The sequence below is a fragment of the Kluyvera georgiana genome (assembly GCF_050990895.1).
GTDB classification, from domain to species: Bacteria; Pseudomonadota; Gammaproteobacteria; order Enterobacterales; family Enterobacteriaceae; genus Kluyvera; species Kluyvera georgiana.
On sequence record NZ_CP158865.1, the window covers coordinates 919,476 to 930,928 of the forward strand.

An 11,453-nucleotide genomic window follows, 5' to 3' on the forward strand; every position below is an offset into this window, starting at 1 on the left:
TGCGCGGCAGGGCAAAAAAATTAATGCGTTTGCAGCATAAAGTGGCGCGCCAGCAAGGCGGCGGTGAAGTTCTTTTTGAGATAGAAACCGCGCGGCAGCGTCATAATCGGTTCACCATGCGCACCGATGGCTTCAGTCAGCGCTTTGCTGTTGGCTGCCTTTGGGCGTAGCTGCAGCACTTCACCGTGACGCGCGGTAATGCGTTCGACCTGCCCCAGAACAATCAGATCCATCAGCTCTTCCCAGTCCATTTGCAGCTGATGTTCTTCTTCCGGGCTCGGCGTCCACAGCAGCGGCGCGCCGACGCGGCGCTCGGCGAGCGGGATCGTCCGTTCGCCTTCTACCGGAATCCACAATACGCGCTTGAGCTTGTGGCGAACGTGGCTGTTTTCCCAGGTGACGCCGGAATTGCCGGTCAGCGGCGCCACGCAGACGAAGGTGGTCTCCAGCGGTCGTCCCTGGCGGTCAATGGGGATCGTTTTCAGTTCGACCCCCAGCGTGGCGAAGTCCTGCTCTGGCTTGCTGCCGGCGCTGGCGCCGAGCCAGATTTCCAGCAGCACGCCAATCCAGCCTTTATCACGCTTCAAATCCTTGGGGGGGACGATACCGGCCATCGCCGCCAGTTCGCCCAGCGAATAGCCCGCCAGACGCTGCGCCTGCGCAAGCAGCTCGGCCTGGGTTTTGGGCGATTCGGGAAGCGGGGCGAGCATTGACATGATGAAAGCGCCTTTTGGTGAAAAAATGAACGACTGTTTTGCCGGGTGTGGATAGAGTTTAACTTTTTCTGAGTAAATATATCAACGTGATGATTATAATGGATTTTTTAATCTATTTTTCAGCGTAAAAACGCCGTGAAAAAAGGTTTTCCAAATCTGGTCACTGACAATGAACAGGATCTTACACCATGTTATCCACAGAAAAATGGGATAACTGGGGAAAAGCCTCACTACTGTTTCAATTTACAGCCTTGACGTGCGACGAAAATCGAATTTTCGCACAAAAGATGTCTAAGATGTTGGCACAATCTGTGGATAAAATCGACGTTGCTCGATCTTTCATCAGTTGGAGGATCGCCTATGTGATGATCATCACGTTATGCGCTAATGCATGCGGATTAACTATAATAACTTAATGAAAAATATCATTTTACTGCGAAGGGCCTGCATGCGATTATTCAGAGTAGTCTGGGTTTTCCCTGGGTAATTCCGTACTTCTTCACAACTCTATCCACAGAAAAAGTGAATAAAATCGCGGATGAACGCGGTTCTCTGTTTATAACTCTGATGATTACTGTGAGTTATTCAAATGTTATTCGATGGTCGTGCTGTAATAGAGTGGTTTACCGTTTCCAGCGAGTGTGAAACAATCATTCACATTGAAGCTTATTTTGAGGTAGTCCGGTGATTGATGACGATGGCTACCGCCCAAATGTTGGTATTGTAATTTGCAATCGTCAGGGCCAGGTTATGTGGGCCCGACGCTACGGTCAGCACTCCTGGCAATTCCCGCAAGGGGGCATAAACCCCGGTGAGACAGCAGAACAGGCGATGTATCGGGAACTGTTCGAAGAAGTTGGATTAAGCCGTAAGGACGTACGGATCCTCGCTTCGACCCGAAACTGGTTGCGTTACAAATTGCCTAAACGTTTGGTGCGTTGGGACACAAAGCCGGTTTGTATCGGCCAGAAACAAAAATGGTTTCTCTTGCAGTTGATCGGCAATGATGCGGATATCAATATGCAAACCAGCAGCACGCCGGAGTTCGACGGCTGGCGCTGGGTGAGTTACTGGTATCCGGTGCGTCAGGTCGTGTCGTTTAAACGTGACGTCTACCGCCGGGTGATGAAAGAGTTCGCCAGCGTAGTGATGGCGCTTGCGGAGAGCGCGCCAAAACCGCAAAGCGCGCCTGCTTATCGACGTAAAAGAGGTTAAGCCACGCATATTATGCTCACTCGCTTACGCGAAATTGTTGAGAAGGTCGCGAGTGCGCCTCGTTTGAACGAGGCGCTGGATATACTGGTCACCGATGTCTGCCTGGCCATGGAGACCGAGGTCTGTTCCGTCTATCTCGCCGACAACGATCGACGCTGCTTCTATCTGATGGCGACCCGCGGCCTGAAAAAACCGCGCGGTCGTACCATTACGCTCGCCTTCGATGAAGGGATCGTCGGGCTGGTTGGCCGCCTGGCCGAACCGATTAACCTCGCCGACGCGCAAAAACACCCCAGCTATAAATACATTCCCTCAGTGAAAGAAGAGCGCTTCCGCGCGTTTCTTGGCGTGCCGATCATTCAGCGCCGCCAGCTGCTGGGCGTGCTGGTGGTTCAGCAGCGCGAGCTGAGGCAGTACGACGAAAGCGAAGAGTCATTCCTGGTGACGCTGGCCACCCAGATGGCGGCGATCCTCTCGCAGTCTCAGCTGACGGCGCTGTTCGGCCAGTATCGCCAGACGCGTATCCGCGCGCTGCCGGCTTCGCCGGGCGTGGCGATCGCCGAAGGCTGGATGGACGCCACCCTGCCGCTGATGGAGCAGGTGTATGAAGCGTCGTCGCTGGATACTCAACTGGAGCGCGAACGTTTAACCGGCGCGCTGGAAGAAGCGGCGAACGAATTCCGCCGTTACAGCAAACGCTATGCCGCCGGGGCGCAAAAAGAGACGGCGGCGATTTTTGACCTCTATTCGCACTTGCTTTCTGACGCCAGCCTGCGCCGCGCGCTGTTTGCCGCGGTGGATAATGGCTCGGTGGCCGAATGGGCGGTGAAAACGGTTATTGAGAAGTTTGCCGAACAGTTTGCCGCGCTCAGCGACGGCTACCTAAAAGAGCGCGCGGGCGATCTGCGTGCATTAGGGCAGCGTCTGCTGTTCCACCTTGATGACACCACGCAAGGCGCCAATGCCTGGCCGCCGCGCTTTGTGCTGGTGGCGGATGAACTCTCCGCCGCCACGCTCGCGGAAGTCCCGCAGGATCGTTTAGCGGGCGTGGTGGTGCGCGACGGTGCCGCCAACTCACACGCGGCGATCATGGTTCGTGCGTTGGGGATCCCTACGGTGATGGGCGCCGATATCCAGCCGTCGATCCTCCACGGGCGTACGCTGGTAGTCGATGGCTATCGCGGCGAGTTGCTGGTGGATCCTGAACCGATCCTACTGCATGAATATCAACGTCTTATCAGCGAAGAAAATGAACTCAGCCGCCTGGCGGAAGGAGACGTTGAGCGCCCGGCGGAGCTGAAAAGCGGCGAGCGCGTGAAGGTGATGCTCAACGCTGGCCTGAGCCCGGAGCATGAGCAGAAGCTGGGGCGGCGCATCGACGGCATTGGTCTGTACCGTACCGAAATTCCGTTTATGCTGCAAAGCGGCTTCCCTTCCGAAGAGGAGCAGGTGGCGCAGTATCAGGGCATGCTACAGATGTTCAACGACAAGCCGGTGACTTTACGTACGCTGGACGTCGGGGCGGACAAACAGCTGCCGTATATGCCGATCAGCGAAGAAAACCCCTGCCTCGGCTGGCGCGGGATCCGCATTACGCTCGATCAGCCTGAGATCTTTCTTGTGCAGGTGCGCGCGATGCTGCGCGCCAACGCGGCGACCGGCAATTTGAGCATTCTGCTGCCGATGGTCACCAGCCTGGAAGAGGTCGACGAAGCGCGCCGTCTGATCGACCGTGCCGGCCGCGAAGTGGAAGAGATGATCGGCTACGCCATTCCGAAACCGCGTATTGGCATCATGCTGGAAGTGCCGTCGATGGTCTTTATGCTGCCGCATCTGGCGAGCCGCATCGACTTCATCTCCGTGGGCACCAACGATCTCACGCAATATGTGTTGGCGGTGGATCGTAACAATACCCGCGTTGCCAGCATCTACGATAGCCTGCATCCGGGGATGATTCGCGTACTGGCGATGATTGTGCAGGAAGCCGAACGTTATGGTATCGATTTACGTCTGTGCGGCGAAATGGCGGGCGACCCGATGTGCGTCACCATCCTGATTGGCCTGGGGTTCCGACATCTGTCGATGAACGGTCGTTCGGTGGCGCGCGTGAAGTATCTGCTGCGCAATATCGATCTCGAAGACGCGCAAACGCTCGCCCAGCGCAGCCTGGAGGCGCAGATGGCGACCGAAGTGCGCCATCAGGTCGCGGCCTTTATGGAGCGTCGCGGCCTCGGCGGCCTGATTCGCGGCGGCCTGTAGGCCAATAAGCGCAGCGCCATCGGGCCGTCCGGCGCCCTTGCCGGATGGCGGCGTTGCCTTATTCGGCCTACATGCAGCGCCATTCCGTCACCTGGTCGAGCGAAGCTGCCCGCTTATACATATCTTTTACATCTTCGTCGCATCACCTCTCAGCACCCTTATGCTATCATTCGCACCTTTGGAGCGCCTGAAGCCTACGGCGCGCATCTCTACCGCTGTCCACTTTCGGCGGAATAACAAGCATTTGTGGTGACAGATGAATAGTGGTTATCTGCGTTTCCCGGACTTTGATCCGGTAATTTTCTCCATCGGACCGGTCTCCCTGCATTGGTACGGCATGATGTACCTGGTGGGTTTTATCTTTGCCATGTGGCTGGCGACGCGTCGTGCGAACCGCCCAAACAGCGGCTGGACCAAAAACGAAGTTGAAAACCTGCTGTATGCGGGCTTCCTCGGGGTATTCCTCGGCGGGCGCATCGGCTACGTGATGTTCTACAACTTCGACTCCTTCCTGCAGGATCCGCTGTATCTGTTCCGCGTCTGGGACGGCGGGATGTCCTTCCACGGTGGCCTGATCGGCGTGATCGTGGTGATGATTATCTTCGCCAAACGCACTAAGCGTACCTTCTTCCAGGTATCTGACTTCATTGCGCCGCTGATTCCGTTCGGCCTGGGCTGCGGTCGTCTGGGTAACTTTATCAACGGCGAGCTGTGGGGCCGCGTCGATCCGAGCTTCCACTACACTATGCTGTTCCCGGGGTCCCGTGCGGAAGACCTGGCGCTGCTGCCGTCGCACCCGGAATGGCAAACGCTGTTCGACACCTATGGCTCACTGCCGCGCCATGCGTCCCAGCTGTACGAACTGGCGCTGGAAGGGGTTGTCCTGTTCCTGATCCTGAACTGGTTTATCCGTAAGCCGCGTCCGGCGGGTTCGGTTTCCGGCCTGTTCCTGATTGGCTACGGTCTGTTCCGCATCATCTCTGAATTCTTCCGCCAGCCGGATGCGCAGTTCACCGGCGAGTGGGTGCAGTACATCAGCATGGGGCAGATTCTTTCGATTCCGATGGTGCTTGCGGGTATCATTATGATGGTCTGGGCGTTTCGCCGTCCGCAGAAACAGATCTCCTGAGGAAGCATGAAACAGTATCTCGAACTGATGCAGAAGGTGCTCGATGAGGGCACCCAGAAAAATGACCGTACCGGCACCGGTACGCTCTCCATTTTTGGCCACCAGATGCGCTTTAACCTGCAAGAAGGTTTCCCGCTGGTGACCACCAAGCGCTGCCACCTGCGCTCTATCATCCATGAACTGCTGTGGTTCCTGCAGGGCGACACCAACGTGGCCTATCTGCATGAAAATAACGTCAGCATCTGGGATGAGTGGGCCGATGAGAACGGCGATCTTGGGCCGGTCTACGGCAAGCAGTGGCGCGCCTGGCCGACCCCGGATGGCCGTCATATTGACCAGATCACCACCGTCATGAACCAACTGAAAAATGACCCGGACTCGCGCCGTATCATCGTTTCGGCGTGGAACGTGGGCGAGCTGGACAAGATGGCGCTGGCGCCGTGCCACGCGTTTTTCCAGTTCTACGTGGCAGACGGCAAGCTCTCCTGCCAGTTGTACCAGCGCTCGTGCGACGTGTTCCTCGGCTTGCCGTTCAACATCGCCAGCTATGCGCTGCTGGTGCATATGATGGCGCAGCAGTGCGACCTGGAAGTGGGCGACTTCGTCTGGACCGGCGGGGATACCCACCTGTACAGCAACCACATGGAGCAGACCGCCCTGCAGCTGACTCGCGAACCGCGCGCGCTGCCGAAGCTGGTGATTAAACGCAAACCCGATTCTATTTTCGACTACCGCTTTGAAGACTTCGAAATCGAAGGTTACGACCCGCATCCGGGTATCAAAGCGCCCGTGGCGATTTAATCTTCCTGACCCGCAAAACGGCGCTGCTCTCAGCGCCGTTTTTTTATTTTCTGAAGGCCGCTTCCCGTTTATTTGTCACCCGCTGCAACGCGTTAACCTTTTTCCGAAGCCCCACGTAAAACGCGCAATCCAGGCTCGCGCTCCGTTATTCAGCGCAGGAAACTGCCGCCATGAACAGAGAACAGGGCTACACCCTTATCGAAACCTTAATCGCCGTGACGCTGGTGCTCATTCTTGGCGCTTCGGGTCTGTATGGCTGGCGCAGCTGGCAGCAAGAGCAGCGTTTGTGGCAAACCGTCGGTTCACTACGGGACTATCTGCTTTATCTGCGTAACGATGCTAACTGGCATAACCGGGACCGTCGACTGCGGGTTAACCACGAAGCGCAGGGCTGGTGCCTCACGGCGGACGATGCGGTGCTGGAGGGCTGCCCCGCGGGAAACCCCGCCATTTTCAGGCCGCCGTGGGCCGAGGTTTCGCTGAGCAAAATGACGCCGAATCTGGCGTTTTTCGGCCTGCGAAACACCGCGTGGGCGGGAAGCCTGATGGTATCGAGCGAGGCGGGGTGCTGGACGGTTGTCATCTCCAGTTGGGGGCGAATTCGCCTGTGTGAGGGGGCCACATGTTGATGCGAGGTTTCTCATTGCTGGAAGTGATTATCGCTATGGCCATCAGCAGCGTATTGCTGCTTGGCGCGTCACGCTTTCTCCCCGCGCTCCAGCGGGGCGTACTGGCGCAGACGCAGCAGCAAACGCTGGAAGAGGAACTCTGGCAGCGGTTGTTCACGGTCGCGAAGCATTTGCAGCGTGCAGGGTACTGCGGGGATGACGACTGTGGCGGCGAGGCGCTGCAGATTGCACAGCAAGGGCAGTGTGTGATCGCCCACTGGGATGGCGACAGCAATGGTCTCTGGCAAACGTCGCCCGCCGACGAGGCTGACAGCATTGGCTTTCGGCTGCAGTCCGGCGTGCTGGAAACGCTACGCGGTGCGACCACCTGCGAGGGAAAAGGGTGGGACAAAATGACCGATCCCGCGGCGCTCACGGTAACGCATTTTCAGGTAGTACGCCGTTTGCTGAGCGGTTTCCCGCCGGAGCTGACCATTGTGCTGTCCGCCAGCGGCGCACATGGCAGCATGGTCACCGCGCAATATGGCGTGACGGGATATAATCAGTGAACGCCGAGCGCGGCGTTTCGTCGCTGGCCATGGTGCTGATGCTGCTGGTGCTCGGCAGCCTGATGCTACAAGGGCTGAATCAGGCGCAGCGCCAGCGGCTGGCAATGGTGAACGATGAAAGCCTGGCGATACAGCGCACGGCGCAGGCGCATTCGGCGTTGCAGTGGGGGATACACCAGCCATGGGGAACTGAAGCCGAAGCCCAGTGTATGACCTATACCGCAGATACCCGCGTTTGTCTGCGCTTATTGACCGACGGCAGGTTATTGCTGATAGCACAAAGCGACGGTTTCTCGCTGTGGCAATCCGGGCGTTGGGCCGCCGGTAGCCTTCAGTTCTCAGCCCATGGCTGGAGTGATTTTTGTCCCCTGAAAGAGGCGCTATTATGCCAGACACCCTGAAATCACGCGGTTTTAGCCTGCCGGAGGTGATGCTGGCCATGTTGTTAATGGTGATGGTGGTGACGGCGCTGGGCGGATACTACCGCGCGTTGGCCGCCGGTAACGCTCAGCTTAACCAGTATCGTCAGATGTGGCGCTATGCATGGGCGCAAACGCAGCAACAGGTCGCGCCGCTGCCGGAAGGCTGGCACAGCCAGCGGGTACAGACATCGTCACAACGTTGTGTCAGCATCAATGCTACTATTACCACCCCCATGGGCAGGCAAGGGCGTTTAACGCGTCTGCATTGCCCGGTCAGTCAGTAGTCAGGAGCGAATATGTTAAGGGTCTACCACTCCAACCGTCTGGACGTGCTGGAAGCGTTAATGGAATTTATCGTGGAGCAGGACCTGCTGGCTGACCCCTTCGAGCCTGAAATGATCCTCGTGCAGAGCACCGGGATGGCGCAGTGGCTACAGATGACGCTCTCCCAGCGTTTTGGTATCGCCGCCAACATCGATTTCCCGCTGCCCGCGAGCTTTATCTGGGACATGTTTACCCGCGTTTTGCCCGAGATTCCCGGCGAGAGCGCCTTTAATAAGCAAAGCATGAGCTGGAAGCTGATGACGCTGCTGCCGGGCATGCTGGACGAAGAGGCTTTTACGCCGCTGCGCCACTATCTGACTGACGATGCCGATAAACGCAAGCTGTTCCAGCTGGCCTCACGGGTGGCCGATCTGTATGACCAGTATCTGGTCTATCGCCCGCAGTGGCTCACGAAGTGGGAAGCCGGAGAGTTAGTGGATGACGTCGGTGAGGCGCAGCAGTGGCAGGCTCCGCTATGGAAAGCGCTGGTGGAGCACACCGCAGCGCTGGGGCAGCCGCAGTGGCACCGCGCCAATCTCTACCAACGCTTTATCGACACGCTGGAAAACAGCAGCGAGAAACCTGACGGGCTGCCGTCGCGGGTGTTTATCTGCGGCATCTCTGCGCTACCTCCGGTGTATCTGCACGCGCTGCAGGCGCTGGGCAAACATGTGGATATCTACGTGCTGTTCACCAACCCGTGCCGCTATTACTGGGGTGACATTAAAGATCCGGCGTTCCTCGCCCGGCTGATGGCGCGCCAGCGCCGACACTATCGTGAGCAGCGTGAGCTGCCGTTGTTCCAGGACGCCAGCAGCGCGCCGGGGCTGTTTAACGATAACGGCGAACAGGACGTTGGTAACCCGATGCTGGCCTCCTGGGGCAAACTGGGGCGCGACTATATCTACCTCCTGGCGGGGCTGGAGCGCTATCAGGAGCTGGATGCGTTCGTTGATATCGAGCCGGATAACCTGCTACACAACCTTCAATACGACGTGCTGGAGTTAAAAAACAGCGCCGTGGCCGGGCGCACCGCCGAAGAGTTTGCCCGGAGCGGCAACAAACGCACGCTGGCCCACGATGACCGCAGCCTGACCGTCCACGTCTGCCACAGCCCGCAGCGCGAGGTGGAAGTGCTGCACGACCGCCTGCTGGCGATGCTGGAGGCCGACCCGACGCTGACGCCGCGCGATATCATCGTGATGGTGGCGGATATCGACAGCTACAGCCCGTTTATCCAGGCCGTGTTTGGCAGCGCCACCGGCGAGCGCTATCTGCCTTACGCCATTTCCGACCGCCGCGCCCGTCAGGCACATCCTGCAATGCAGGCCTTTATTACGCTGCTTTCCCTACCGGACAGCCGCTTTACCAGTGAAGACGTGCTGGCGCTGCTCGACGTGCCGGTACTGGCCGCGCGGTTCAACATTGATGAAGCCGGTTTGCAGCACCTGCGCCAATGGGTCAGCGAATCCGGCGTGCGGTGGGGGATGGACGACGACAACGTGCGCGAACTCGATCTCCCGGCGACCGGGCAGCACACCTGGCGCTTTGGTTTGACGCGCATGCTGCTGGGTTACGCCATGGAAAGCCGCGAGGGCGAGTGGCAGGACGTGCTGCCCTATGATGAATCCAGCGGGCTTATCGCCGAGCTGGTGGGGCATTTGGCTTCGCTGCTCATGCAGCTTAACCGCTGGCGACAGGTGCTGACGCAAGGGCGTTCACTCGAAGAGTGGCTGCCGGTGTGTCGTGAAATGCTGAATGACTTCTTCCTGCCGGACCCGGATACAGAAGCGGCGCTAACGCTGATTGAACAGCAGTGGCAGGGGATTATCGCTCAGGGTGTGCAGTCGCAATACGTCGGTGAAGTACCGCTGGTGCTGCTGCGCGATGAGCTGGCTCAGCGTCTGGACCAGGAGCGTATCAGCCAGCGCTTCCTGGCGGGCCCTATCAACATATGTACCCTGATGCCGATGCGATCCATTCCGTTCAAAGTGGTGTGTCTGCTGGGCATGAACGATGGTATCTACCCGCGCGCGCTGGCGCCGCTGGGCTTTGACCTGATGAGCCAGAAGCCGCTACGCGGCGATCGTAGCCGTCGCGACGATGACCGCTATCTGTTCCTCGAGGCAATGATGTCGGCGGAAAAATCGCTCTATATCAGCTACATCGGTCGCTCTATTCAGGATAACAGCGAGCGCTATCCATCGGTGTTGGTGCAGGAACTGCTGGACTATATCGGCCAGAGCCACTGCCTGGAAGGTGATGAGGCGCTGAACTGCGATGAAAGCGAGCGACGGGTGAAGAACCACATCATGCACCTGCATAGCCGCATGCCGTTCGACGCGGAGAATTACCAGCATGATGAGCGCCAAAGCTATGCTCAGGAATGGCTGGCGGCGGCCAGCCGTCAGGGGGAAGCGCACGGCGAATTTATTCAGCCGCTGGAACCTGTTGAACTGACAACGCTGCCGCTGGAGCAGCTTCAGCGCTTCTGGCGTCATCCGGTTCGCGCCTTCTTTCAGATGCGCCTACAGGTCAATTTCCGTAGCGAAGAGAGTGACATTCCCGACACCGAGCCGTTTACCCTTGAGGGGCTGACCCGCTACCAGCTTAACCAACAGTTGCTCAATACCCTGATTGAAGAGCAGGCGCCGGATGCGATGTATCGCCGCTATCGTGCTGCGGGAGAACTGCCCTACGGTCCGTTTGGCGAAATTGCCTGGGAGGCACAGCGCCAGGAGATGACCGCGCTGGCGAGCCGGGTTATCGAATATCGTCGGGAAGGAAAGAGTATCGAAATAGACCTTGATTGCGACGGGGTTAACATAACCGGATGGTTACCGCAGGTTCAGGATAATGGGCTGTTGCGCTGGCGGCCATCTTTGCTTAGCGTGGCACAAGGAATGCAACTTTGGCTGGAACACCTTGTCTACTGTGCTAGCGGCGGCTGCGGCGAAAGCCGACTGTTGCTGCGCAAAGAGGGTGAGTGGTTATTCCCCCCGCTGGCGGCGAATGAAGCGAAAGCGTATCTGTCACAACTGGTCGCCGGATACCGCGAGGGCATGCGCCAACCGCTGCTGTTCTTACCAGAAAGCGGAGGTGCGTGGATAAAAGCCTGTTACGATGCCCAAAATGATGCCATCTTAAGGGACGAGGAAACGCAGCAAAAAGCACGCAGCAAGTTTATGCAGGTGTATGAAGGCAATATGGTGGTGAGCGGCGAAGGGGCCGATGTCTGGTATCAGCGCTTGTGGCGTACCCTGGAACCCGCGCAGTATGAGGCGATTATCGAACAAACGACGCCGTATCTGCTGCCGCTATTTCGTTTTCACCAGGCATAATTGCTGTATAAAAATTGCGCAATCTGAGTTGTTCATTTACTATGCGCAACGCGTCACGGACCGATGAGT

The 11,453-nt window shown here is 57.9% G+C and carries 11 protein-coding genes; 9 read left to right on the forward strand and 2 right to left on the reverse strand.

The annotated features are described in order from the left end of the window. Window positions 1–20 precede the first annotated feature (20 nt). Window positions 21–716 carry a DNA mismatch repair endonuclease MutH gene (gene mutH, locus ABTW00_RS04440; protein ID WP_433639098.1) on the reverse strand — a complete coding sequence of 232 codons (696 nt, stop codon included), beginning with the start codon at window positions 714–716 and terminating at the stop codon, window positions 21–23. 93 nt (window positions 717–809) lie between these two features. After that, window positions 810–959, reverse strand: coding sequence for a hypothetical protein (locus ABTW00_RS04445; protein ID WP_433640928.1), 150 nt, complete (start codon window positions 957–959; stop codon window positions 810–812). A 441-nt stretch (window positions 960–1,400) separates the two neighbouring features. On the opposite strand from ABTW00_RS04445, the gene rppH reads away from it, so the two are divergent. From rppH to recC, 9 genes are all read left to right on the forward strand, one after another. Next, complete coding sequence (gene rppH, locus ABTW00_RS04450; protein WP_035893962.1) at window positions 1,401–1,931, forward strand: RNA pyrophosphohydrolase; 531 nt, start codon at window positions 1,401–1,403, stop codon at window positions 1,929–1,931. A 12-nt stretch (window positions 1,932–1,943) separates the two neighbouring features. After that, entirely contained in the window at window positions 1,944–4,190 is a 2,247-nt protein-coding gene (gene ptsP / locus ABTW00_RS04455) for a phosphoenolpyruvate--protein phosphotransferase (protein ID WP_064542982.1), read from the forward strand. A 256-nt stretch (window positions 4,191–4,446) separates the two neighbouring features. Next, window positions 4,447–5,319: a prolipoprotein diacylglyceryl transferase gene (gene lgt / locus ABTW00_RS04460; protein WP_064542984.1), complete on the forward strand. Its 873-nt coding sequence runs from the start codon at window positions 4,447–4,449 to the stop codon at window positions 5,317–5,319. A 6-nt stretch (window positions 5,320–5,325) separates the two neighbouring features. Continuing rightward, window positions 5,326–6,120, forward strand: a complete 795-nt coding sequence (thyA, locus tag ABTW00_RS04465) for a thymidylate synthase (RefSeq protein WP_065358156.1) — start codon at window positions 5,326–5,328, stop codon at window positions 6,118–6,120. A 170-nt stretch (window positions 6,121–6,290) separates the two neighbouring features. Next, entirely contained in the window at window positions 6,291–6,749 is a 459-nt protein-coding gene (locus tag ABTW00_RS04470) for a prepilin peptidase-dependent protein (protein WP_433639103.1), read from the forward strand. After that, window positions 6,743–7,297 carry a prepilin peptidase-dependent protein gene (locus ABTW00_RS04475; protein WP_433639106.1) on the forward strand — a complete coding sequence of 185 codons (555 nt, stop codon included), beginning with the start codon at window positions 6,743–6,745 and terminating at the stop codon, window positions 7,295–7,297. Before ABTW00_RS04470 ends, ABTW00_RS04475 begins: the two co-directional genes overlap by 7 nt. Further along, the gene (locus ABTW00_RS04480) at window positions 7,294–7,698 is read left to right on the forward strand and encodes a DUF2509 family protein (protein ID WP_433639108.1); all 405 of its coding nucleotides are present in this window, start codon (window positions 7,294–7,296) and stop codon (window positions 7,696–7,698) included. The genes ABTW00_RS04475 and ABTW00_RS04480 overlap by 4 nt, the downstream gene beginning before the upstream one ends. Further along, on the forward strand, window positions 7,683–8,003 hold the full coding sequence (locus tag ABTW00_RS04485) for a prepilin-type N-terminal cleavage/methylation domain-containing protein (protein ID WP_433639111.1): 321 nt from the start codon (window positions 7,683–7,685) through the stop codon (window positions 8,001–8,003). Before ABTW00_RS04480 ends, ABTW00_RS04485 begins: the two co-directional genes overlap by 16 nt. 12 nt (window positions 8,004–8,015) lie before the next feature. Then, window positions 8,016–11,384, forward strand: coding sequence for an exodeoxyribonuclease V subunit gamma (gene recC, locus ABTW00_RS04490; protein ID WP_433639113.1), 3,369 nt, complete (start codon window positions 8,016–8,018; stop codon window positions 11,382–11,384). Window positions 11,385–11,453 lie beyond the last annotated feature (69 nt).

Excerpts from the sequence above, each read along its gene's own strand:
- mutH (WP_433639098.1), bottom strand. The coding sequence starts at position 716 with ATGTCAATGCTCGCCCCGCTTCCCGAATCGCCCAAAACCCAGGCCGAG.
- ptsP (WP_064542982.1), top strand. The coding sequence starts at position 1,944 with ATGCTCACTCGCTTACGCGAAATTGTTGAGAAGGTCGCGAGTGCGCCT.
- lgt (WP_064542984.1), top strand. The coding sequence starts at position 4,447 with ATGAATAGTGGTTATCTGCGTTTCCCGGACTTTGATCCGGTAATTTTC.
- thyA (WP_065358156.1), top strand. The coding sequence starts at position 5,326 with ATGAAACAGTATCTCGAACTGATGCAGAAGGTGCTCGATGAGGGCACC.
- ABTW00_RS04470 (WP_433639103.1), top strand. The coding sequence starts at position 6,291 with ATGAACAGAGAACAGGGCTACACCCTTATCGAAACCTTAATCGCCGTG.
- ABTW00_RS04475 (WP_433639106.1), top strand. The coding sequence starts at position 6,743 with ATGTTGATGCGAGGTTTCTCATTGCTGGAAGTGATTATCGCTATGGCC.
- ABTW00_RS04485 (WP_433639111.1), top strand. The coding sequence starts at position 7,683 with ATGCCAGACACCCTGAAATCACGCGGTTTTAGCCTGCCGGAGGTGATG.
- recC (WP_433639113.1), top strand. The coding sequence starts at position 8,016 with ATGTTAAGGGTCTACCACTCCAACCGTCTGGACGTGCTGGAAGCGTTA.